Consider the following 21,534-nt stretch of genomic DNA (forward strand, 5'->3'; position numbering starts at 1 on the left):
TCTTTGCACTTTTTCTCTGGCGAAAAAGTGTACTTTTCCGGCAGTGGGCGGGAAAAGGCGTTTATGTATTAATTTAAGGAGGATGGTTATGCAATTGACTCAAGGCGCTCTGGGTATGCTCGTGCAGCGCTACCGGGCTGTTCTGAAAAAATGCCGTCTGCTCAACGTGTTCGGCGCTCTGCTGCTGGGCGCGAGCCTGCTTGGCGGCACAGCTTTGGCCGCTGATCCTGTCACCATTGACAATACGCAAGAGGTGGCGGACGGCGTTAAAAAAGAATACACCACCATTGACGTGAACAGCGGCGGCACGCTGAACATCGCGCGGCAGGGAAAGGTGACCGGAACAGCTGTGACCGTGAAGGCAGGCGGCGCGCTGAACTCGGCGAAGGACCTGCACATCGGCACGCCGGAGGCGGACGGTTCCAAAACCGGCCTGCTGGCAAAAGAAAAGCTCGTCATTGACGGCGGCAAGGTGACCGGCGCGCATCTGGGTTTTCTGAGCGCCGGCGCTGAACTGGAGGTCAAGAATGGGGGATCGCTGACGGGACTGGAGAAGCTGCAACTGGAACAGGGCAAAATTACTCTGGGGGGCGGCACAGGCGGTCGGCTTGAGGTGAAAGATCTGCAAATTGCATACGGCAGTCTCGCTGACGATGCGGCTGCCAACGGGAAAATCTTTTTGGACACGGACGGACAGCTTGTGGTTCGCAACAAGCTGTCCCTCACCGGCGGCAACATAACCAATGCATTGACGAAGGGATCCCTCAGTGCCGGCAAGCTTGCGCTGGATGCCGCAACAAATACCTATACGCATAACCACGATGATGCGAAACTGACTCTCACCGGCGGCACGGGGGACGGCACGTTCTTCAACGGCAGTACGTTTGCCGTGTCGAAGGGTCAGGTTTTCCTCCGGGACAACGGCGAAAGCTCTTCTGCCAGTCGGGAAACTGCTGCGGCTGTGGACGTCAACGGTACCGGAAAACTGAATGTGGACAAGGGAAGGTGGACCATCGGCAGCCTTGCGCAGGCCGACAACAGCCTTGTGACCGTGGGTTCTTCTTCGGGATCCGCCAAACTGAAGGTTGCAGGAGCCGTGAAGAACGTGGAGGCTGACGGCAGCAAGGGCATCACCGTAGCGAACGGAGGCGCGCTGAAGGTAAAATTTGCCAATGTGGTTAACGCTGACAATACTACCCTCAAGGGCGGCGTGAACAAAGTTCTGGTCGAATCCGGCGGAATGCTGCAATTTCTGGATGGGAAAACACTGACTCTGGCTGACCTCACCACGCTGAGGGGGAATCTTCTGACGGGCGCCAGCAAAGGGCTTATCGCCGGTGTTGCGGTCAGCGATGTGGCGGGCAAGACATTGCAGCAGCTTGCCGGCGCCAGTGTCGCCGTGATGGAAAATGCTGTGAAAAGTAACGGAGCACCCATCAATAACAGCGTTGGCGTGAGCGGCATCACAGGCGTGGGCACCACGGTGGGTAGCGGGGCACGACTGACGCTGAGCGGACAAACGTCCGACTTTTCCACAGTCGCCCTTACCCTGGACACAGCCAGCCTGCAGTTGGGCATGGACTCTTCCGAGGGCAAAAAGTTGGCCGGCGGCATCACCATGCAGGGCTCCGGCGTCAATACGCTTGATGTGCTCGGAAACAACCATACCATCAACGGCGGCATCAAAACCGCCGGAACCAGCACCAACGTTATCACTGTGCAGGGCGGCAGCCATACCATCAGCGGCAAGGTTGACGCCTCCACAGCCACAGGCACCACCATCAACGTGCACAATGGCGCCACGCTCGCGGTCAACGGCGGCGTCAAGGGCGCTGGACACACAAAAATCAACGTGGGCGACGCCAATAGCAAGGGCACCCTCGTTGCCTCTGGCATACAGATGAACGGCGGCCGCATTGACTTTGACCCGCCCTTTGTGGCGGCGGGCGATACGTCCAACGCGTCCCTGGGCGGACTGACCTTTGCGTCCAGCACTGTGGACGGCCTCATGAACGTGGGGCAGAACAGCATGGTCTCTCTGGGCAGCACCGATGCCGGCTGGCTGCGGAACGAAGTGGCAAACTACCAGAGTCTCGGGCACGGCCTCTGGGGCAAGGACGTTACCGCAGCCCTGGCTCTGCGCGCTCCCCAGACCCTGGACGCCGCGGGCGGCATCAATGTGGACGGAACCTGGGTGAGTGGCGGCGCTGCGGCCACTGCCAATACCGCGAAGTTCGCCGACAAGTCCCTGCTGGTGGTGGACGCCGCGGGCGTGGGCGACAAGGTGGCCCTCACGGGTGACGGCGCCGCCAGCGCCCTCAACGTGAACGGCGGAGCCAAGCTGCACATCGTGGGCGGCAAGGGCGGCAGCACAGTGCACATCACTGACAAGTTCAACGGCGGCGCCGCCACCGCGCCCACCAGCTGGACAGGAAAGAACCTGACCACCAGCACGGCCCTGCTTTCGGCCACGGGCGGCACGTTTGGCGCAGCCGACGGCAAGTACAGCGTGACCCTGAAAGCCAACGCGGCTTCTGACATGTTCCCCAAAATGTCCGGCGAAATGAGCGGGCTGGTCGGCGATGTGGTGACGCAGACCGGCATTGACCCCGCTTCGGACAATGCGGGCGTGCGCCTTGTGTCCCGCGCGGTGAGCGACAACTACATCGGCAGACAGGATCGCGACAAGGCCGCGGCCACCATCGAGGGCGCAGCCCAGATCGCCCCGGTGGGCGCGGTGCAGGCCAGCACCATGAACGTGGCCAACGTGGCCTCGGGCGCGGCGCTGAACCGTACCTCCCTGGCCCTGCCGCGTACGGACAGCCACCGCACCGTGGCCCTGCATCAGGATGCCGATGGCGTGAGCCTCTCCGGCATGAGCGCGGGCGACGGCATGAAAAACGGCCTGGGCCTCTGGCTCATGCCGCTCTACCAGACCAGCCACGTCTGGGGCATGGAGTCCGGCGACTTTGAGGGCGGCTACCACAGCAGCCTGGGCGGCATCGCCCTGGGCGCGGACTATACTGTCAACGACATGTTCCGCTTTGGCGCGGCCTTCAACATCGGCGCTGGCTATGCCAAATCCAGCGGGGACTTCAACGGCACGGACAACCGCTTCAACTTCTGGGGCGTGAGCCTCTACGGCGGCTGGGTATACAACAACTTCGGCCTCACCGCCGATGTGGGCTATACCAGCAACTACTGCCCGCCTCCATGCTCATGAACGACCTCAAGTCCGACGTCACCAGCCATGCCTGGAATACGGGCCTCAAGGCGGAATACAAGTTCAACGCGGGCGTGCTGGACATCATCCCCCACGTGAGCGTGCGCTATCTGGGCCTTGTGACCGACAAGCATGACGTGACCAGCGGCGGCGACACGGTCTTTGAAGTGGACCGCAGCGTCCAGTCCATCTGGACGTTCCCCCTGGGCCTGACCTTTGCCGCCAATCTGGAAAGCGCCAACGGCTGGACCTTCAAGCCGCAGCTGGACCTTGGCGTCATCCCGGCCACGGGCGACGTGAAGGCCAGGAGCAAGGTGCGCATCCCCGGAGTGGACAGCAGTGCCGAAATGAAGATGCAGGTGGTGGACTACCTCACCTTTGACGGCGGCGCGGGCTTTGAACTTGCCAAGGGCGACTTCAGCGTCGGCCTCAACTACAACCTCCAGGCATCGGAACACCGCACCGGGCACGGCGTCTTCGGCACGCTGCGCTACGAGTTCTAGCCTGTAGCCTTTTCCTTCCTGTCTGCCGGGCACAGCCACTTTGGCTGTGCCCGGCAGCACTGCATTTGGCTGGCCTGCACGACACTTCAGATGAAATGCCCCTAGATAGCGTCGTCAAACTATGAATATTATGATAACACCTCTTCCTGCATGACAGGAGAGGCTATGTACGCACATCAACGACACGATATTTGTGACAGGGTTTGGGAAAATATACGGGCACATCTTCCCGGCAAAAAGGGGAGTGTTGGTCGCCCGGCCGGAGACAACAGGCTGTTTGTCAACGCGGTATTCTGGATATTATGAACGGGAGCGCCATGGCGCGATCTGCCTCCTGACCTTGGGGACTGGGAAAATACCTATCGCCGGTTTTGCCGTTGGCGTGACCGGGGCGTTTGGGAAAAACTCCTTGTGGTGCTCGTGGTTGAGCCTGACTATAAGTGGTTAATGGTTGATGCAAGCCATTGCAAAGTGCATCCCCATGCTGCGGGAGCGGTTGGCGGCAACCAGGCGATGAGTCGCACAAAGGGGGGGCTCAACACCAAAATACATCTGGCCGTGGATGCGCATGGTATGCCGCTTAGAGAGGTTGCCCATCAGGGCTCCTTTTTTCAATCAATATGGATACTGTTTTCGTCTGTCGAGAACCTGGCCGCAGCATCCGTACGCCCCTCACACCCGCGCGAAAGCCAGAAAGACGATGTGCACGACCACCAGCAGCAACACAAAAATACTTCTGGCCGTTGCGGCGGAAAGGGGCAGGCCCACAGCGCGCAGGGCAAGAGCCTTGTTCTTGCAGACCGCAATGCAGTCCATGCACAAAGAGCAGCCAAAATCTGTTTTGCCCTGTACCCGGCTTGTTGCAGAAATGGCCCTGTACCGGCAGACATTCTCGCACGCGCCGCAGTTGTCGCATTTTTCCGGCGCCACGCGAATGCGCCACGGCGAAAGCTTTCCCAGCGTGCTGACCACAATGCCCATGGGGCAGAATGCGGTGCAGTGCTCCATACCGCCGTATTTTCGGGAAAGCAGGGCCATGCAGAGCAGGCTTGCGCCCACAAAAAGCACGGAGGCCGCCAAGGCAGCTTCCAGAGGCAGCTCTGCCATGCGCAGAGTCAGCGCCACCGCTGCCCCCAGAGCCAACACCAGCAACCTGCCGTGGCGTGCCGCCCGGCGCAGGAGGGGCGGCAGCGGCCTGACGGGCCTGCTCCCCGCTGCGGCGGCATCCAGCGGCCCGAAGTAGCATAGCATGCTGCACCATGCGCTGCCCACGAGCAGCGCCGCAGCAAGGGCCAGCGCGAGCATCATGCCGGGCGTGCCGCGAAAAGCAGGGCCAAAAACGATGAATCCCGGCACGGGAATGTGCAGATTTCCGGTCATGAGCAGCTTTTCCATACCCAGCAGACCAAGGATCAGCTGCCCAAAAAATACGCACGAAAAAAATGTCCAGACCAGTTTTCTCCCTCTGCGGCTGCGCTTCGGGTCAAGAAGCAGGGTCAGCACAAAAACGCCGTACCAGGCGAGGGGGATGATCTGCGCCTCTCCCCAGCGCGGGAAAAAGCGTTCGAGCAGCAACAGGGGCACGGGGGAAAGACTGGCCAGGGAGTGCACAACCCAGAAGGAACAAAAGAAAACCATGCCTTTCAGCCGCGCCAGAGGGTCTTCTTTTCCGGCGTGGCTCTGGCTGCCATACAGGGCAATGGCCCCCAGGCAGGTGATGCCGGCAACGCTCCACACGATGAGCGCGGCGCGAAACCAGGGAAGCCCGGCCTGCATGCGCGCCTGCGCCAGAAAAAAAGCTGTGGAACCCCATTGGACGGCCCCCCAGAACAGGAAAAAACTGACCGCATACCACTTCCACCGCGCATGCCCGCAATGCAGCAGAAGCACGCCGCAACAGCAGACCACAAGCCCATACTCGGAAGCACGGAAAAAGTGCGCTCCCAGCAGAGCAAGCAGCAGGCTTGCGCCAGTCCAGCCCAGCGCCTGCCGCAGGCTGAACGTATGGTTGAGGTAGCGGAAAAATCCGGTGTTCTGCATAACGGCGTTCGTGGGGGCACAGGTGGCCGATGCCAGAGCTTCAGCCGTGTGGATAGTGAAGGCAAGACACTAGACGTGCGTTGCGCTGTCTTTCAGTGCGTCCACAGCCCAGGTATTGAGACTTTTTCCGGAAACTGCGGCAGCCGCAGCGATCATGCGATGAATTTCCGGCGTCATGCGCACGGTCAGTCGCCCGGAGTAAGGTTTTTCCGGTTCTATACCCCGCTCCCGGCAAACTTCAAACCATATGTCCACAGAGCGGGCAAACTCCTGCCGCAGTTCCGCCGTTGTCTTGCCATAAAAAGTTACAGGGCTGGACATGTTGACAACGCAGCCGCAAAAGCTGTCCACATCCGCGTCATAGTCGATCTGTGCCACAAACCCCTTGTACTCCATTGTCGCCATTGTTACCCCCTGCCAGGCGTGTGCCCCAAACGCTCAAGCCATTGCCGGATCGTACTCACAGCGCCCTTGTCCGTCATGGGTGATGGGTGTGGCCGGTGGAAGACGGCAGGCATGTGACCGGGAAAGACGACTGCCACACGCGAGCCTGCCCGTTCTTCAATATCTGCTCCAAGTGCCACAAAAAGAGCTTCAACATCTTTCCAGCGGATGGTACCGCTGACCGGACGTCTGAAGAGAGCCCGCAGGGTGGCATCGTGTTTCCGGCTCAAACTCATGGACAAACAGTGTCATTTTTTGGTGCGAATAGCAAGAGAATAGTCGTGTCGACTGCCGTTCCTTGCACAGCCCCGCCGCACCAGAAGCCCCGCCCGGAACAGGGCGAAAAAATGGGCATACGCGAAACGTATGCCCATTCATGGGAAAGAAACCTTGTTCGGCTGCGTCCCCGCACGGCCCGTGGCAACCCCTCCAGCTTCAAGATTGAATGGAGGGTGAGCGTTGGCGCTCTGCGGCTAGAACGGCCAGATATTGTCCATCAGGCGCGTGAACCAGCCGGGCTTCTGCTTGTCGGCCAGAACGCCCTTGCCGTAATATTCGATGCTGGCATCGGCAAGCTGTGTGGAGAGCACGGTATTGTCCGCGCTCACGTCCCGCGAACGGACCATGCCGCGCACCACCATGTATTCGGTTTCGGAATTGACGCGGATTTCCCGCGCGCCCTCGATTTCCAGCAGGCCGCCCGGCAGAACGCGGATAACGCGCGCCGCCAGGGATGTGGTCACATAATTCTCGCGCTTGGTCTTGCCTGTGCCCTTGTGGGAGCTTCTGGAGTTGGTATCAAGTATGGGCAGGCCGATGGAGGCCTGCGGCCCCAGGTTGGTGAAGGGCAAAAAGCCCACCTTGCTCTTGCCGAACAGGGCCGCCACCTCGTAGTCATTGCCCGCGTTCTTGCTGGCTGTGGTTTCGGCCTTGTTCTGGGCCTTGGTGTTTTCCACCAGTTTGACCACCACAATATCGCCCACGCGGCGGGCGCGGCTGTCGGAAAAGAGGGTGTCCTCCTCGCTGGCCGCGAAAAGCGAGCCGGGATTGTTGGCCCCATTGACATCCTGCCGGTATTCCTGCGCGGGCGTCACCGGCGGGTGGATGGCGGGCCGTCTGTGCGGGCTGCCTCCGCAGGCGGAGCAGGCCAGAAGCAAAAGCGCCAGCAGGGGTGCAAGATAACGTGTGTGCATATTCCTCTCCTTGGGTACAGGCTGTGCCCGTTGCGCGGGCTCAGCGGACTTCCACGGTGCTGCCGTCCCTGACGGTGGCGTAGACCTGTTTTTTGGTTTGCAGGTTGCGCACGGGCACTCTGGCTCCCGGTTCGCCGTCGGCCATGACCTGGGCCTGGGCGGTGATGCGCAGATTGCCTTTGGCAAAAACAAGGGTAACGATGTCCCCACGGTTGACCATAAGCTGGCTGACCAGATCGCTCTGAACAATGGGCTCGCCCGTATTCAGACTGCGGGCGAGCTTCCAGGGGCCGCCCCTGCCGTCCCAGGGCACTTCCTGCAGACGGCCTGCGTTGACCCGCAAAAAGGTGACGGACTGGGCGGTGAGGGCGTCGCCCTTGTTCATGGGGCGGGCCGCTGCCGGAACCGTGATCCAGAGCACAAGGCTGGTTGTGCCCGCCACGCGCCGCAGAACGGTTCCGTCTGCCTCCTGCACGGCAAAGCGCAGAACAACGCGGCCCGGAGTCAGTTTGCCCGCCTCCAACTGTATTTTTTGCCGGGAATGGGCAAGAAAAATGTATTCCGGCAGGCGAAAATCCGTGAGTTCCGCTTCGCCAGGCATGGCCGCCAGAAGCGGGGTCAGGCTTTTGACAACGTAGGCGCGCAGATCATCCTCCCGAAAAATCAACCCCCCGCGCTGAATGGTCAGGGATGAAGGCAGGATGCAGCGCCCGGCCATGTCCTTGCCCAGCGCCTGCCACAGAGCCTGGGAAAGGCGCGAACGGTTGATCTGCGAGGGTTTTCCCTCGTCAGGGGGAGATGCCCAAAGCGGTTGCGCGCGCAACTGCTCCCACACCTGCTGGTCCATATGCCCCAAGGGCAAGGCGATATCGCCGAGGAGCACCATGTCGGTATGCGTTACTGCAGCTGGCAGGATTTTGAGCCGCCAGTCGCTCTGCCCCAGCATGTCCAACTGCCCTTCCCGTGCCAGGGGAGTACTGTTGGCCGCCAGTTGGCCGCGCACCCTGGCTGCTCGGGGACTTTGCGCATCAGCCTCCAGAGGCAGGCTCCGGGACTGGGGAGCGGATATCTGTGTTTTGATCTGGCTTGGCGAGCGGCGGTGACTGCGGTCATTGTCCTGCCAGACGGCGGCGGGCACGCCCCCCAGAGCCGCGCCCTGCGCCGTGACGCCGCAAAGGATGAGCCCCGGCAGGCAGAGAAGCCCCACGCCCCCGCGCAACAATGTCTGTATAACCCCGGCAATCCGCATGGTTGTCGTCCGCAAAAAAGTGTTTTCTAGCTGCGCTTGAGCTGCACGGCTATGCCCAGCATGGAGTCCGAAGTCTGGATGGACTTGGAGTTGACCTCATAGGCGCGCTGGCCAACGATCATGTTCACCATTTCGTCCACCACTTCCACGTTGGACATTTCCAGAAAGCCCTGGGCCAGGGTACCCACGTTTTCTGTGCCGGGCACACCCTCAATGGCTTCGCCCGAAGCTTCGCTGGGGGTGAACAGATTGCGCCCGCGCGCGTCCAGACCGGCGGGGTTGATAAAGGTGTACAAGGGGATTTCCGCTCCGGCCAGTTCCTGGCCCTGGGCGTCCAGGGCGGCGATGTGCCCGGAGGAGGAGATGGAGACGGTTTTGGTTTCCGGCGGGACGGAAAATTCCGGCTGCAGGATGTATCCGTTGGCCGTGACGACCGTTCCTTCCTGATTGAGCTTGAATGCGCCCGCGCGGGTGTACATGAGCTCCCCGTTCACGTCCACCTGAAAGAACCCGTCGCCTTCAACGGCAACGTCCAGCGCATTGCCGGTGTTCTGAAAGTCGCCTTGCGTGTAGAACTTGTGCACCGCTGTGGGGCGTGTGCCCATGCCCACCTGAATGCCCACAGGCAGGCGGTTGTCGCCCTCCACAATGGAACCGGCCATGCGCATGGTCTGGTACATGAGATCCTCGAACTCTGCCCGGCTTTTTTTGAAGCCCGTGGTGTTCACGTTGGCCAGGTTGTTGGAGATAACGTCAATGTTCAGTTGCTGGGCGATCATGCCTGTGGCGCCCGTCCAAAGGGAACGCATCATGGGGGAAACTCCTTGTGCTCTGCCGGTTCAGCACCGGCCCTGCGGCGCGTCTGTGCGCGTGTCTGGTCAGCCAGCTAGCCTATGCGGCGGCCCACTTTTTCCGTGGCGGCGCGGTCCAGCGTGTCTGACGTCTGCATGACTTTCTGGTAGGCTTCAAACTGGCGGTGCACCTCGATCATGTTGACCATTTCGGGCACCACCTCCACATTGGCCGCTTCGGTAAAACCCTGCTCCAACCGCGCCCCAAGCAGATAGGCATCACCTTCCTCCACCTGCGCCGTGGGACGGGGCCGGTAGAGATTGTTGCCCATTTTTTCGAGATTTTGCGGATTATCCACGCTGACAAGGGCGATCTGCTCGATGACGGCATTGTCCGCCAGCACCTGTCCGTCCCTGCTGATCTGCACATGCCGCGTACCGGGAGGAATGACAATATTTCCGCCCAGCCCCTGCACCTGATAGCCCTGGGGAGTCATGAGCACGCCGTCGCCGTTGACCACAAAGGCGCCGTTGCGCGTGAGGTAGGGGCCGGTAGGTGTGTTGACGCGGAAAAAGGCGTTTTCTCCGGTAATGGCCACATCCAGGTCGTTGCCGGAATATTGCAGCGACCCTTGGGCGAAATCGATGCGCGAAACAGCCACGCGCGGGCGGGCCGCATTTTTCGGCTCGGGAAAGAGCGGGTCTGACCGCAGGTGCAGAAGCGGCTCCCGGATCTCGTCAAAGGCATAGGTGATCATGGTGTCCTTGAAGGCCAACACGTCCCTCTTGTAGCCTCTGGTACTGGCATTCGCCAAATTGTTGGCGATGAAATTCATCCTGTGCTCTGTGGTCAGTGCGCCGAAAAGTCCGCTGAACATGCCTGCCTGCATATGAGGCTCCTTCTGTTGTCCGCTCCGGCAATTTTGCCGCGCGGTATGGCCCAAGGGCTGTGCGGAGTTTTATGCAAGGAGCGCGCCAACAGTCAGAAATGAAAAAAGGAGGAGTCAGGGGGATGCGGTATGCGGGGTAAAATTCTGCTCTGCCCGGCTCGCATGGCTGGAACACAGAAGCAAACACAAGTCTGCGCGGGTCAGGATTTTGGCTGTCGGCTTTTTTTGAGGGGCTTGGGAGGAGTGAAGGCTTTTTCGAGGAGATGCCTGGCCGTGTCGTCGCGTATACTGCGGCTGGGGCTGCCCAGCACCACGGCCAGCAGGCGGACATTGCCGCGCCGGGCGGTGACAATGATGTTGTAGCCCGAGGCGATGGTCCAGCCGGTTTTGAGGCCGTTGACGCCCGCCACAGTGCGCAGAAGCATGTTGGTGTTGGGCATGAGGCGGCCCCTGTGGGTAAAGGCCTTGGTGGAATGAAAGGAAAGCGCGGTGGGGTGCGCCGCCAGATAGGCCCGGGCAAGAGCCGCCATGTCGCGGGCGGAGGTTTTTTGCCCGGCGGCGGGCAGGCCCGTGGGATTTTTGAAAACTGTGCGCTTCATGCCCAGGGTCCGGGCCTTCTGATTCATGGTCTGCACAAAGCGGCGGTCGTTGCCGCCAACAGCGCGGGCCAGAGCCGTGGCCGCATCATTGCCCGAGGCCACGGCGGCTCCGGTGAGCAGATCCTTGACGCTCACCCGCTCACCCGCCTGAAGCCGCATGGTGGAGCCGCCCACCGCCGCCACGGAGGAAGTGATCCTCACCTTGTCCTTCAGCCTGATTTTTTTTTTGCGCACCATGTCCATGGTCAAAAACATGGTCATGACCTTGGTCAGTGAAGCCGGGGGAATGGACAAGTCGGGATTTTTGGCAAAGAGCACCTTGCCCGTGTCCATATTGACCACAATGGCCGCACGGGCATTGACGGCGGGGCGGGCCTCCGGAGCGGCCGGTACGGCAAGGATGCACCAGAGCGCGAGCAACAGAAAGAGGCGGGCAAAAACCGGCGTGCGAACGACGGTCTGGTCAAAATCAGGCTTGGCGGACGTGTGCATGGAGGGCATCAGCCTCTTCAACAGCCTGCATGGCAAGAACCAGCAGCACGGGGCCGACCACAAGGCCCACCGGACCGAAACTGGCCAAGCCGCAGAGGATGGCGATGATCAGAACAAAGAAGGGTGCCTTGATGCCCTGACGCAGAAAGAGGGGACGGAGAATATTGTCTACCCCCGCGACAACCACTATGCCCCACAAAGCCAGGCCGATGGCTGCCATGGTGCTGCCGGTGAACCAGAGAGAAAGGCAGAGCGGCCCCCAGACAAGAGCCGTACCCACCGCGGGGATGGGGGCCACAAATGTGGCCAGCATTCCCCAGAAGGCGGGTTGGCGTATCCCGGCCACGGCAAAGGCCAGACCGCAGAGGATGCCCTGGGCAAGGGCCACCAGCACAATGCCCAGCATGACGCCCCGCAGGGCCTTGTGGATGGCGAGAACGAAGCGTTGCAGCATATCGCCGGGAATGTGCAGTATTCTGCGGGCAACCTTGCGGATGGTGCGGGAATAGAGGGTAAAAAGCACCGTCAGGCTGAAAAAGAGAAGGGCTGTCCAGAGCACAGTCATGGTGCCACCCAGAAAATCCATGCTCCGCGTGAGCAGAATGCTCACGGTGTCGCCGAGCAGGCTTTCCAGCTTGTGCAGAAAATCGTTGAGCATTTTGTCCAGGCGGGGATAGGCGGCAATCTGGTCCCGCCAGACCTGGATGTTGGCTACCCACTCGGGCGGCAGCTGAAACTTGTTGGCCTGAAGTTCACGCAGGCGGGCAAAGCCTGCCGCCGCCTGCGGAGAAACCAGCAGCACCAGAATGGCTGTGGGAATGGCCATGCAGGAAAGCAGCATCAGAAGGTAGCCGCCCAGTGGCACAATGCCGGTCACACCCTGCAGAAAATTCCTGCGGCGCGAGGGCGGCAGCCTGCGCGCCAGGCCAAAACGCCAGCAGCGCGCCTTTTTTTGCAGTGCCCGGTACTGGGGCAGGGTAAGGCAGGACAGACAGGCAGCCATAAAAATGGTTGTAGGCTGGGGCCAGAGCAACAAGGCCCATGCAACGGCAGTCAGCAGGTAGAGCAGGCGCGGCAGGGACAATGTCATGAGGGAACCTTGGTGGTTTTGTACTGCCGCCCGATGCGGCATGATCCAACGCCGACGGCAAAACTGATAGCAGAGAATCGGGCGGCAGCCAAGTACGCGCCTGATCCGGGGCGTTGCTTCCGGCGCGGCCCGCGCCTTTGCGTCACTCCTGTTGCATCCCCCTGGTGCCGTGAAAATGCACAGCGGTCACTTCGTAGGTGACGCGCCCGCGCGGAATGTCCACGCTGACTTCATCCCCTTCGGAGCGGGACAAAAGAGCCTGCCCCACAGGCGAAAGAAAAGAGATGGAGCCCTTGGCGGGATCCGCCTCGTCCGGCCCGAGGATGGTGAAGGATTTCTTTTCTCCGCTGTCCACATCCTCTACTTCCACCGTTGCGCCAAAGGTTACCTTGTCGCCGCTGAGGGTATCCAAGTCCACAACCTGATAGCGGGCCATGCGTGATTCGATATAATTGATGCGCGCCTCGGTCATGCCCTGACGTTCGCGCGCGGCATCGTATCCGGCGTTTTCGCTCAAATCGCCCTCTTCCCTGGCCTCCTTGATGGCCTGGATGATGACGGGGCGCTCACTTTTCAGGCGGGCAAGTTCTTCTTCCAGCTTGCGGTAGCCCTGAACGGAAATGGGAATGTTTGTCAGTTCTGTCATGAAAAAATCCTTGTGGTCTGTGTTTTTTACAGGCAGGGCAGCTCGTTGGGAGCAGCGTGTTTTTTGTGCTTTTGCGCGCGTTCGCGCGGCGGCCGTGAAGACCAGAAAAGAACGCTGCGCGAATAAAAAAGCACCGCTGCCCTGGCAGCGGAGTATCCTCGGGGCGGGTTCGCGCGAAAAAGGCCGAAGAGAGAAACCTCTCCGGCAAGGATGGCGTTCTTTTGAAAACTATAGCCGCTCACGGAGAAAGGGTCAAGCGCGCAGAAGCTTGACAGCCGGGGCAGACCGCTCGCTAGCCTGCCCAAGGCATTTTCATACCGCCAGACAATTTTTTGTCCCCGGGCAGGCAAACGCAATGAAAACTGGCCGCTCCCGAAGAAGGGCCTTTTCCTTGACTTAATATCACAAAATGATATCATTTTTTCGTGAACGCCAAACACAAGAAAACCTTGTATCTTGTTTTTCAACGCCCTGTCAGTGGCAATATCCGCTGGGCGGACATTGAGGCTTTGCTGACAGCCCTCGGCGCAAAAATAACAGAGGCCGAAGGGTCACGTTTGTGCGTCCGGCTTTTCAACGATCGGCGAGTATTCCACAGGCCCCACCCCTCTCCGGATACCGATAAAGGGGCCGTGGTCAGTATCCGCAAATGGTTGGAAGAAAATGGAGTACGGCCATGAAAAATGTCATGGACTTTGACGGTGGCTATCAGGCCGTCATCGCATATGACCCGGAAATCGAAATGTTCCGGGGAGAATTTGTCGGACTGAACGGCGGAGCGGACTTTTACGCGAAAGACACCGAAAGCCTGAAACGGGAAGGCAAAGCCTCGCTTGATGTCTTCCTGCGCATGTGTGCAGAGGACGGCGTGCCGGTCAGGAAACCGCAGGGAAAATTCGCCTTGCGGCTGCCTCCTGAGGTCTATCACCGTGCCATGGTGGCGGCTGCTGCGGAAGGGACGTCTCTCAATTCGTTTATCAGCGATGCCGTTCGTCAGGCGCTGGCGGAATGAACGGAAAGACCGGGCAAGCTGTCCATGCCCGGCCTGCTTTCATTTTTCCTCGGTGCTGCCCGGTCAAGGCGAAAAAAATCCCAAACGGACAGGGCCATGTGCCCAAAAATATGTGCCCAAAAGTAAAGGCACTGCCGGGTATCCAGCAAGTGCCTGATTCTGCGCTTGATTTGTGGCGCGTCCGGGAGGGATCGAACCCCCGGCCTGAAGCTTAGAAGGCTTCTGCTCTATCCAACTGAGCTACGGACGCTTGCCTGCGTGACGCAAGAAAAGACTATATGTTTTCGCGCCCTCCGGCGTCAAGACGGCGAGCCCCCGTTTTCGCGCAAGTGCCTTGGCCAGAACGAAGATTGCCTCGGGAGTGCCGCAAGACCACAACTTGCCAAAGGCCACAGCCACAGGCAGACTGCCTGCCATGACATACTCACCGCACCTTTCCGGAACATCTGCGTCCCCGTGCGCGCAGCCCCCGCGCGGCAAGGGCCGCAGCGCGTTGCGCCCGTATTTTCTGGCGGCAACGGCAGTATGGGTCCTGTGCGTCTTGTCGGCCTGTGCCTCCCCCCGGCAGGCGGCGCTCACCTTCGCGCAGCAGCACGGCTTTGCCGAACGCCTTTTTGTGGCGCAGCCCTTTGTTTTGTACGGCCTGTACCGCCCCGGCTCTTCCGCCCGGCCCGACGTGCTGCGCGTCTATATTGAAGGCGATGGGCATGCCTGGGAATCGCGCACCCGGCCTTCCGGCGATCCCACGCCGCACAACCCTGTGGCGCTGCGTCTGGCAGCCCTTGATCCGGGGCCGGATCCGGTGCTGTATCTGGCGCGGCCCTGCCAGTATGTGCAGGGCAAGGACAGACGGCACTGCGCGCAACGCTACTGGACTTCGGCCCGGCTGGGGCAGGAGGTGATCACCGCCCTTGACGCGGCCATCACCCAGGCCAGGGATGCCTGCGGGGCGCGGCATGTGTTGCTGACCGGGTTTTCCGGCGGCGGAGGGGCTGCGGCGCTGCTGGCGGCGCAGCGGCGGGATGTCGTTTTTCTGGGAACCGTTGCGGGCATGCTTGACACTGATGCCTGGACACGCCTTCAGGGCATCAGCCCTCTTGCAGGCTCTCTCAACCCCATCAGCGTGGCTCCCGCACTGCGGCATATGCCGCAACGGCACATGAGCAGCCGCGCAGATGCCGTCATGCCGCCGGAAATCAGCGCGGCGTTCTGCCGGGCCGCAGGGCAGGCCCAAAGCTGCGAAGAAGTTCCCGGCATGGCGCACGGCGGGCCGTGGCAGAACGTCTGGCACAGGCACTCTGCCGCCCGCAGGCCATAACGTATGCAAAGCGGGAGCATGCCCATGCCAATGCTGAAAGTGCGCACGAACACCCGCAACTTGACTTTGCACTAAAAATTGGTATATTCAGCGTGCGAGGCCAGTATGGCAGAAAATTTGTGGCATGTGCGCTTGTCCAAAAAAGCAAGCAGGGGGGCGGCCAAACTTCCCAAAACGGTTCGCGCAAATCTGGCTGCGCTGATGAAGCAGATGGAAATTCAGGGGCCGGTGCGCGGCGACTGGCCCAATTACAGCAAGCTTGGCTCCAATCGGCATCATTGCCATCTGAAAAAGGGACAGCCTACCTATGTGGCCGTGTGGGAAGAACGTGAAACCGGCATTCGCCTTGTGGAGGTGACGTATGCAGGGACACATGAAAAAGCACCCTATTGAGGCTGTGCAGATGACCTTTTCCGGCCCTGTGGCCATGCGGGAAGAGGCTTTGCAGGCCATGCGCTCTCTTGGCTTTGTGGAAGCCGGGCACCTCCCCGTGGAAAATCAGAATGACAGTGCGATTTCGTGGCGTGAGTCCGAAGCCTTCAAGGACTTGTCTTTTCCCGGAGCCTATCTGTCCGGTTTCCGCCATCGCGAAGGCATGACTCAAGCTGAGCTTGCCCAACGTTCCGGTGTCCCCCGCCGCCATATCTCCGAAATGGAGAACGGCAAGCGCCCCATCGGCAAGGCCAATGCCCGAAAGTTGGCGGACGTGCTGCGCATTGACCCGCGCCTCCTGTTGTCGGTGTAGCGGCGTTTTTGACCAGCACGCTACTGTCCCCGCTCATGCGCAAGCTTTGTATTTTGCCACCGCGAAACAAGGCCGAACTCCCCCTGCCGATGCAGGGAGGCTATGGCAGTCCGCGCGGCAACTTTTTTTCAAAAAAATCTGGTGGGTAGCAGGTTTCTTGACACAAAGCAAATAATGTTGAAATGTCATTATATGGAAAGCAGGCGAGCCAGCAAAATCTTTGAAGCACTCTCGTCGGACGTACGGCTGGATCTGTTCCGACTGCTCGTCAAAAACGCGCCTGACGGCCTTGTGGCCGGGGATATTGCCAAGCAGTTGGGCGTCCCCTCCACAAACCTGTCTTTTCACCTGAAAAACATTGTGCAAAGCGGACTTGTGAACGTTGAGCGCGAGGGGCGCTTCATGCGCTACAAGGCCAGCATCCCGCTCATGTTGGACATTATCGCCTACCTGACTGCGGAGTGCTGCTCCGGCAATCCTGCACAGTGCCAAGCTTTCAGAAAGGCGAGCACTGTGGCCCCCGGCATTCTGCCCGAACGCACTGCCGCAGGCGGATAGTAATGCTTTTTACTTCAAAAATTCAATATTTCAACTACAATCAGAACAATGCGCACAAACAAAAAAAATTCTCTGCTCAAGCCCTCTGCCTGCGCCTGCTGCGCTCCTCCACGCCCGCCTGCCCCGACTTCAACTGCTGATACTCTGGCGTGGAATCTCCGCTACGGCAGTGCCGTCGTAGCCTTGGCCGCCCTCTGGTGGCTGGTCTTCGCACATCTGCCGCAGGCCGCTCACTGGCTGACCTTCGGTGCGCTCGGCCTTGCCCCCGGCTCGCGCCTTGGCGCAGCCGTGGAATTTTTTGTGTACGATACAGCAAAAATCCTTCTTCTGCTGGCAGGCCTCATCTATGCTATTGCCTGGATGCGCGCCTCCCTCAACGTGGAAAAAGTGCGCGATTTTCTGGCGGGGAAAAGACGGGGCTTCGGCTATTTTCTCGGTTCCGCTTTCGGCGCTGTCACCCCGTTCTGCTCCTGCTCAAGCATTCCCCTGTTTCTCGGTTTTGTCACCGCCCGGATTCCCGTGGGCATCACAATGGCCTTTCTCATCACCTCACCGCTGATCAACGAACTTGCGGTGGTGATGCTGTGGGGGGTGCTCGGCTGGAAGTTCACCGCAATATATGTGGTCACGGGCATGGCGGCAGGAATGGTGGGTGGCGCGTACATGGACGGCATCAAGGCTGATCGCTGGTTGCAGCCTTTTGTGCGGGAGGCCGCGCAAAGCGTTCCGGTGCGCAGGATTGTGGCGAAATCCGGGGGGAAGCTCACTGTCCGGCAGCGGCATGCCTTTGCATCCGGCGAAGCAGCCATGATTTTTGCGCGGGTCTGGCAATGGGTTGTTGCGGGAGTTGGAATAGGCGCTGCCCTGCACGGTTTTGTTCCGCAGGACTGGTTTGCGGAAAATTTTTCGGCAACCCAGTGGTGGACAGTCCCTTCCGCCGTGATGGTATCAATACCCCTGTATTCCAACGTAACGGGCATCATTCCAGTTATGGAAAGCCTGCTGCTCAAGGGGCTTCCCGTGGGCACCACCCTGGCTTTCTGCATGGGAGCAACAGTTGCCAGCATACCGGAATTCATGATGCTCCGGCAGATCATGGCGGGCAAACTGCAAGCGGCTTTCCTCGTCTATCTGTGGGTCATGCTGACTTTCGTGGGCTTCTTGTTCAATGCCATCGGCCCCCATATTCTGTAAGCTACCAACCCTGTGCGACAGCCACAAAGCTTTTTTGCAGGCTGGGAGCGTCTCCATGCCAAGGAGAAATGTTAACCGACGTCGGAATGCTCCACCAGTTCCCTGCCCAGAGCCAGGGCCTTGAGATTGACCTCCTGAAGCCTGGCGGGCAAAAATTTTCTGATGGCGGCCTCCAGCGCGTCCACGCCAAAGGGCAACACCCCGGACGCACAGGCCACGCTCAAAAGCACGGTATTGCCGCTCTGCACGGAACCGGCTCTGGCTCCCATCTCCCGGCAGGGCACAAAGAGGCAGCGCCCGGCTCTGGCGCGTACCTTTTCCTCAATCACTTCCAGGGGCGGATAGGCGGCCTTGCCCAGAGCAACGCTCAAGGGCGGCAGAGGGTCACTGCTGGAAAAAACAGCGCCGCCGTGGCGCAGATAGGGCAGCCCGCGCAGAGTTTCCAACGGTTCAAAGCCCAAGAGGATGTCAGCCTCGCCCAGATCCAGCCGGGGCGAGCGCCAGCCGCCCAAAAGCATGACCGACTCCACAACGCCGCCACGCTGGGCCATGCCGTGCACCTCGCCGGCCACCACATCCACACCGGCATCCAGGGCTGTCCGCGCCAGAAGGTTGGTGGCGGTCAGGGTTCCCTGCCCGCCCACGCCCGTAAAGAAAATTCGCATCCTTTCCCGGCCACCTGCTTTTTCCATCATGCCACCATCCTGCGACAACGCGCGCCCGCATGCCGGAGCCGCGCCGTGTTCAAAGACGTTACCGCTTCCGCGCCCTGAAGGCCGTTGGCGCAACCTGCAAACAGACCATGCAGCCCGTGCACAGGGTCGCGTCCACTGCCAGATCGTCGCCACGGCGAACAAAAGCCGGACAGGCCAGTTGCTCAAGGCAGCGCAGGGCTTCCGCGCCCTGCTGCGCGACCTCGGCCACCTGAAGCCGGGATTTTTTGAGCTGGCGGCGGGCGTACAGCACGCACGGCTCCTCGGCAATGAGCACCCGCACGCCGTCAGCGGCCTTCATGTCTTCCAGCGCCGCGGTTACGGCTTTGAGGTTGAACGCGCGCACCTTGACGCACTTTTCCACCCCCAGCCCGCGGACAATGGCCTCAATGTCCAGATGGCGGCTCATGGAGCCGAGCACGTCCTGCACCATGCCGGGATTGGGCTGGTGCCCGGTCATGGCCGTGGTGCCGTTGTCCAGAATGACCAGAATGATGTTGTGCTTGTTGAAAACGGCGTTGGCCAGACCGGTCATGCCGGAATGGAAAAAGGTGGAATCTCCAACAAAACCCACTGTCGTCCTGCCCGTGGCGCGGGCAAAGCCGCTGCCGCCGGAGATGGACGACCCCATGCAGAACAGAAAGTCCGCCGTGCGCAGGGGCGGCAGCAACCCCAGAGTATAGCAGCCGATATCGCTGGAATACCAGGCATCGTCGCCAAAGACCTGACGCGCCGCATAGTACACGGCACGGTGCGAGCAGCCCGCGCAGAGATTGGGCGGCCGTCCCGGCAGGTTCGCGTCCACCCCAGGGCTTTCCACAGCAGGCGCGCTCTCGCCCAGCCAGTCCGCCAGACGGCACCTGACCTGCGCCACAGAATATTCGCCCTGCTCTGTCAACTGCGCGTCCTTGCCGTGGATGTCTGTTGCAAGACCCCGCTCCTGAACCAGAGCGCGCACGTCCTGCTCCAGCAAGGGCTCGCCTTCTTCGAGCACCAGCACACTGTCGCAGCCGCGCAAAAAATTCTCCAGCAATGTCGTGGGCAGAGGCCAGGTCATGCCCAGTTCCAGCACCCGCACGCGCTCCCGCCAGCCGTTGCCTTCCAGCGCATCGGCCAGATAGTTGCGGGCCACGCCGCTGGCAATAACGCCCATGCGCGCGCCTTCGCCGGATTCACGCACCGTGTTGAAGGGGCTTTTTTCCGCAATTTCCCGCGCTTTTTCCAGAATGCCCTTCAGGGCCGCATGCCGCGCGCGGGCCACGGCGGGCACCGGCACAAAACGGCCGGGATCGCGCCGGAACTCCACCAGAGGTTGCGGCTCCGGAATATCCCCGAAGTCCACCGGCCCCCGCAGATGGTTGACGCGCGTCGTGGTGCGCAGCATCACCGGCTGTTGCAGACCGCGCGCCACCAAAAATGCCTCGCGCGTCATATCTTTGGCCTCCTGGGCCGAAACCGGCTCAAAACAGGGCAACATGGCGAACCGCGCGTAAAAACGGTTGTCCTGCTCGTTCTGGCTGGAATGACAGCCCGGATCGTCGGCCGTGAGCACCACCATGCCGCCCGGCAGACCCGTGTACACCGCTGTGAACAAGGGATCCGCCGCCACGTTGAGGCCCACGTGCTTCATGGTCACAAGGCTCAATGCCCCGCCCAGGGCAGCCCCGGCAGCCACCTCCAGCGCCACTTTCTCGTTGACGGAATATTCCAGCGTGTAGCGGCCTTCGCCGCCAATGTGACGAAAGGTGTCGGGAACCTCGGAGGAAGGAGTACCCGGATAACAGCAGACCATGTGCACGCCCGCCTCAAGAGCTCCGCGCACAATGGCCTCGTTGCCCAGCAGAAGATGGCGCTCACCGCGAGCGCCGTTCAACAGGGGATTTTCGCTCATACTGCCTCCTTGAAGCCCGCCCCCGCGGGTTTCCGACGGATGAAAGCCTATTTTCCTGCCGACCCCGCTCCCGCTCCCGCTCCGGACGCGGGGGCAACGTCAGGGCTCTGCGCCGCGCCTGCCGTCCCGCCGGACGAAATCCGGGCGGCGCGGGCGCGAAAATATCCGGCATGGAGGCCCTGGCTTTCGTTGGCCAGTTCAAGATACAGTTCGGCTGCCTGTTCGGGCCTGCCCGCAGCAAGGGCAGCCTCGGCGAGGGTCTGCGTCAGATGGGGAGCGCGAACCTCCGGCGGCAGGGAGGCGCGCAGCGTTTGCAGCATTTCCAGGGCATCGGCGGCCTTTCCGGCGGCCAGCAGAGCACCGGCCTCCTCCAGAGCGGCAGCCTGCCCCAGAGCGCCCCGATCCATCCGGGCGGCCCGCGCATACGCAGCAGCAGCCACAGCATGCTCCCCGCTTTCCACCGCGCTTTTGCCCAGAGCCAGATTCACGGCAAAGCGCGCCCCGTCGGACGCGTCTTCCGCCAGACGCTCCAGAGCCCTGACCTGCTCCGCTCCCTGCTTTTGCAGGAGAATGCGCGCCAGTTCCTCATGGTCACGGCTGCTGCGGGAAGAGCTGTACCACTGCCAGCCGCCCATGCCCACCAGCACCAGCAGAAACACCACAACCACAGCGGCGATCACCCCGGCATTGCGGAGAATGAACTGCAGCAGGGGCGCGCTTTCCGCGCTGACTTCCGCCTGCAGGTCGCGCAACAGGGACGGATTGGCCTCGCCTTGATTCTTTTGCGGATTCATGTATCAAAACTCCTTGGAGCATAATGACCGTGGGAAGGCGCCCCCGAACCGCCACGCCAGTCCGCCGACAGTCCGTCACGGCAGTCCGCGCGAACGGCAATTCCGGGCGCAAATATGCAGCATAGAAAGAAGCGCCGCCCCTGTCAAAG

General features: G+C 60.9%; 22 protein-coding genes, 1 tRNA gene and 1 pseudogene. 10 read left to right on the plus strand and 14 right to left on the minus strand.

All coding sequences use genetic code 11. The features are described from left to right. The first annotated feature begins 88 nt into the window (after nt 1-88). From EII23_RS03895 to EII23_RS03905, 3 genes and pseudogenes are all read left to right on the plus strand, one after another. Nucleotides 89-3,223 (plus strand): autotransporter outer membrane beta-barrel domain-containing protein, encoded by a 3,135-nt coding sequence (locus EII23_RS03895; RefSeq protein WP_124792082.1) that lies wholly within the window; start codon nt 89-91, stop codon nt 3,221-3,223. After that, nucleotides 3,214-3,726 (plus strand): autotransporter domain-containing protein, encoded by a 513-nt coding sequence (locus EII23_RS03900; protein ID WP_124792083.1) that lies wholly within the window; start codon nt 3,214-3,216, stop codon nt 3,724-3,726. The genes EII23_RS03895 and EII23_RS03900 overlap by 10 nt, the downstream gene beginning before the upstream one ends. 165 nt (nt 3,727-3,891) lie before the next feature. After that, nucleotides 3,892-4,332 (plus strand): annotated as a pseudogene (locus EII23_RS03905) (IS5 family transposase); the annotation flags it as partial. A gap of 66 nt (nt 4,333-4,398) precedes the next feature. Here the strand turns inward: EII23_RS03905 and EII23_RS03910 are convergent. The 10 genes from EII23_RS03910 to greA form a co-directional block, all read right to left on the minus strand. Beyond that, the gene (locus EII23_RS03910) at nt 4,399-5,766 is read right to left on the minus strand and encodes a 4Fe-4S binding protein (RefSeq protein ID WP_124792084.1); all 1,368 of its coding nucleotides are present in this window, start codon (nt 5,764-5,766) and stop codon (nt 4,399-4,401) included. A gap of 69 nt (nt 5,767-5,835) precedes the next feature. Continuing rightward, nucleotides 5,836-6,171 carry a type II toxin-antitoxin system HicB family antitoxin gene (locus tag EII23_RS03915; RefSeq protein WP_221620361.1) on the minus strand — a complete coding sequence of 112 codons (336 nt, stop codon included), beginning with the start codon at nt 6,169-6,171 and terminating at the stop codon, nt 5,836-5,838. Between the two features lie 2 nt (nt 6,172-6,173). Next, nucleotides 6,174-6,446: a type II toxin-antitoxin system HicA family toxin gene (locus EII23_RS03920; protein ID WP_260424581.1), complete on the minus strand. Its 273-nt coding sequence runs from the start codon at nt 6,444-6,446 to the stop codon at nt 6,174-6,176. Between the two features lie 237 nt (nt 6,447-6,683). Continuing rightward, nucleotides 6,684-7,403, minus strand: a complete 720-nt coding sequence (locus EII23_RS03925) for a flagellar basal body L-ring protein FlgH (RefSeq protein WP_124792085.1) — start codon at nt 7,401-7,403, stop codon at nt 6,684-6,686. A gap of 40 nt (nt 7,404-7,443) precedes the next feature. After that, on the minus strand, nt 7,444-8,652 hold the full coding sequence (gene flgA / locus EII23_RS03930) for a flagellar basal body P-ring formation chaperone FlgA (protein ID WP_124792086.1): 1,209 nt from the start codon (nt 8,650-8,652) through the stop codon (nt 7,444-7,446). 26 nt (nt 8,653-8,678) lie between these two features. After that, nucleotides 8,679-9,464: a flagellar basal-body rod protein FlgG gene (gene flgG, locus EII23_RS03935; protein WP_124792087.1), complete on the minus strand. Its 786-nt coding sequence runs from the start codon at nt 9,462-9,464 to the stop codon at nt 8,679-8,681. A gap of 74 nt (nt 9,465-9,538) precedes the next feature. Then, nucleotides 9,539-10,333: a flagellar hook-basal body protein gene (locus EII23_RS03940; protein ID WP_124792088.1), complete on the minus strand. Its 795-nt coding sequence runs from the start codon at nt 10,331-10,333 to the stop codon at nt 9,539-9,541. A 200-nt stretch (nt 10,334-10,533) separates the two neighbouring features. Then, nucleotides 10,534-11,433 (minus strand): D-alanyl-D-alanine carboxypeptidase family protein, encoded by a 900-nt coding sequence (locus EII23_RS03945; protein ID WP_260424582.1) that lies wholly within the window; start codon nt 11,431-11,433, stop codon nt 10,534-10,536. Further along, entirely contained in the window at nt 11,402-12,514 is a 1,113-nt protein-coding gene (locus EII23_RS03950; protein ID WP_124792089.1) for an AI-2E family transporter, read from the minus strand. Before EII23_RS03950 ends, EII23_RS03945 begins: the two co-directional genes overlap by 32 nt. A 142-nt stretch (nt 12,515-12,656) precedes the next feature. Then, on the minus strand, nt 12,657-13,151 hold the full coding sequence (gene greA, locus EII23_RS03955; protein ID WP_124792162.1) for a transcription elongation factor GreA: 495 nt from the start codon (nt 13,149-13,151) through the stop codon (nt 12,657-12,659). Nucleotides 13,152-13,585: 434 nt separating this feature from the next. Here greA and EII23_RS03960 point away from each other — a divergent pair, with 434 nt between their 5' ends. Further along, entirely contained in the window at nt 13,586-13,840 is a 255-nt protein-coding gene (locus EII23_RS03960; protein WP_124792090.1) for a type II toxin-antitoxin system HicA family toxin, read from the plus strand. Beyond that, complete coding sequence (locus EII23_RS03965; RefSeq protein ID WP_124792091.1) at nt 13,837-14,172, plus strand: type II toxin-antitoxin system HicB family antitoxin; 336 nt, start codon at nt 13,837-13,839, stop codon at nt 14,170-14,172. Before EII23_RS03960 ends, EII23_RS03965 begins: the two co-directional genes overlap by 4 nt. A 173-nt stretch (nt 14,173-14,345) precedes the next feature. Here the strand turns inward: EII23_RS03965 and EII23_RS03970 are convergent. Beyond that, nucleotides 14,346-14,422: transfer RNA gene (locus EII23_RS03970), tRNA-Arg, on the minus strand. Nucleotides 14,423-14,587: 165 nt separating this feature from the next. On the opposite strand from EII23_RS03970, the gene EII23_RS03975 reads away from it, so the two are divergent. From EII23_RS03975 to EII23_RS03995, 5 genes are all read left to right on the plus strand, one after another. Further along, the gene (locus EII23_RS03975) at nt 14,588-15,490 is read left to right on the plus strand and encodes a hypothetical protein (RefSeq protein WP_260424583.1); all 903 of its coding nucleotides are present in this window, start codon (nt 14,588-14,590) and stop codon (nt 15,488-15,490) included. A 105-nt stretch (nt 15,491-15,595) separates the two neighbouring features. After that, entirely contained in the window at nt 15,596-15,883 is a 288-nt protein-coding gene (locus EII23_RS03980) for a cytotoxic translational repressor of toxin-antitoxin stability system (RefSeq protein WP_124792092.1), read from the plus strand. Next, nucleotides 15,864-16,235, plus strand: coding sequence for a helix-turn-helix transcriptional regulator (locus tag EII23_RS03985; protein ID WP_260424584.1), 372 nt, complete (start codon nt 15,864-15,866; stop codon nt 16,233-16,235). The genes EII23_RS03980 and EII23_RS03985 overlap by 20 nt, the downstream gene beginning before the upstream one ends. Nucleotides 16,236-16,427: 192 nt before the next feature. Next, complete coding sequence (locus tag EII23_RS03990; RefSeq protein WP_124792164.1) at nt 16,428-16,793, plus strand: helix-turn-helix transcriptional regulator; 366 nt, start codon at nt 16,428-16,430, stop codon at nt 16,791-16,793. Between the two features lie 48 nt (nt 16,794-16,841). After that, nucleotides 16,842-17,987 carry a permease gene (locus EII23_RS03995; RefSeq protein WP_124792094.1) on the plus strand — a complete coding sequence of 382 codons (1,146 nt, stop codon included), beginning with the start codon at nt 16,842-16,844 and terminating at the stop codon, nt 17,985-17,987. Between the two features lie 71 nt (nt 17,988-18,058). On the opposite strand, the gene EII23_RS04000 is transcribed toward EII23_RS03995, so the two are convergent. The 3 genes from EII23_RS04000 to EII23_RS04010 are packed head-to-tail and all read right to left on the minus strand — an operon-like array spanning nt 18,059 to nt 21,385. Continuing rightward, nucleotides 18,059-18,682: an indolepyruvate oxidoreductase subunit beta gene (locus tag EII23_RS04000; protein WP_409360224.1), complete on the minus strand. Its 624-nt coding sequence runs from the start codon at nt 18,680-18,682 to the stop codon at nt 18,059-18,061. 58 nt (nt 18,683-18,740) lie between these two features. After that, nucleotides 18,741-20,591, minus strand: a complete 1,851-nt coding sequence (gene iorA / locus EII23_RS04005; protein ID WP_124792095.1) for an indolepyruvate ferredoxin oxidoreductase subunit alpha — start codon at nt 20,589-20,591, stop codon at nt 18,741-18,743. A 47-nt stretch (nt 20,592-20,638) separates the two neighbouring features. Further along, nucleotides 20,639-21,385, minus strand: a complete 747-nt coding sequence (locus EII23_RS04010; protein WP_124792096.1) for a tetratricopeptide repeat protein — start codon at nt 21,383-21,385, stop codon at nt 20,639-20,641. Between the last annotated feature and the right edge of the window lie 149 nt (nt 21,386-21,534).

This window comes from Desulfovibrio sp. OH1186_COT-070, assembly GCF_003860215.1.
In the GTDB taxonomy this organism is placed as follows: domain Bacteria; phylum Desulfobacterota; class Desulfovibrionia; order Desulfovibrionales; family Desulfovibrionaceae; genus Desulfovibrio.

Coding starts and splice junctions, on each gene's coding strand:
- EII23_RS04000 (WP_409360224.1), bottom strand. CDS start 18,682: ATGATGGAAAAAGCAGGTGGCCGGGAAAGGATGCGAATTTTCTTTACG.
- EII23_RS03975 (WP_260424583.1), top strand. CDS start 14,588: ATGACATACTCACCGCACCTTTCCGGAACATCTGCGTCCCCGTGCGCG.
- EII23_RS03965 (WP_124792091.1), top strand. CDS start 13,837: ATGAAAAATGTCATGGACTTTGACGGTGGCTATCAGGCCGTCATCGCA.
- EII23_RS03925 (WP_124792085.1), bottom strand. CDS start 7,403: ATGCACACACGTTATCTTGCACCCCTGCTGGCGCTTTTGCTTCTGGCC.
- EII23_RS03985 (WP_260424584.1), top strand. CDS start 15,864: ATGAAAAAGCACCCTATTGAGGCTGTGCAGATGACCTTTTCCGGCCCT.
- EII23_RS03910 (WP_124792084.1), bottom strand. CDS start 5,766: ATGCAGAACACCGGATTTTTCCGCTACCTCAACCATACGTTCAGCCTG.
- EII23_RS03990 (WP_124792164.1), top strand. CDS start 16,428: ATGGAAAGCAGGCGAGCCAGCAAAATCTTTGAAGCACTCTCGTCGGAC.
- EII23_RS03895 (WP_124792082.1), top strand. CDS start 89: ATGCAATTGACTCAAGGCGCTCTGGGTATGCTCGTGCAGCGCTACCGG.
- EII23_RS03900 (WP_124792083.1), top strand. CDS start 3,214: ATGCTCATGAACGACCTCAAGTCCGACGTCACCAGCCATGCCTGGAAT.
- EII23_RS03920 (WP_260424581.1), bottom strand. CDS start 6,446: ATGAGTTTGAGCCGGAAACACGATGCCACCCTGCGGGCTCTCTTCAGA.
- iorA (WP_124792095.1), bottom strand. CDS start 20,591: ATGAGCGAAAATCCCCTGTTGAACGGCGCTCGCGGTGAGCGCCATCTT.
- EII23_RS03980 (WP_124792092.1), top strand. CDS start 15,596: ATGGCAGAAAATTTGTGGCATGTGCGCTTGTCCAAAAAAGCAAGCAGG.
- flgA (WP_124792086.1), bottom strand. CDS start 8,652: ATGCGGATTGCCGGGGTTATACAGACATTGTTGCGCGGGGGCGTGGGG.
- EII23_RS04010 (WP_124792096.1), bottom strand. CDS start 21,385: ATGAATCCGCAAAAGAATCAAGGCGAGGCCAATCCGTCCCTGTTGCGC.
- EII23_RS03940 (WP_124792088.1), bottom strand. CDS start 10,333: ATGCAGGCAGGCATGTTCAGCGGACTTTTCGGCGCACTGACCACAGAG.
- EII23_RS03945 (WP_260424582.1), bottom strand. CDS start 11,433: ATGCCCTCCATGCACACGTCCGCCAAGCCTGATTTTGACCAGACCGTC.
- EII23_RS03995 (WP_124792094.1), top strand. CDS start 16,842: ATGCGCACAAACAAAAAAAATTCTCTGCTCAAGCCCTCTGCCTGCGCC.
- flgG (WP_124792087.1), bottom strand. CDS start 9,464: ATGATGCGTTCCCTTTGGACGGGCGCCACAGGCATGATCGCCCAGCAA.
- EII23_RS03950 (WP_124792089.1), bottom strand. CDS start 12,514: ATGACATTGTCCCTGCCGCGCCTGCTCTACCTGCTGACTGCCGTTGCA.
- EII23_RS03915 (WP_221620361.1), bottom strand. CDS start 6,171: ATGGCGACAATGGAGTACAAGGGGTTTGTGGCACAGATCGACTATGAC.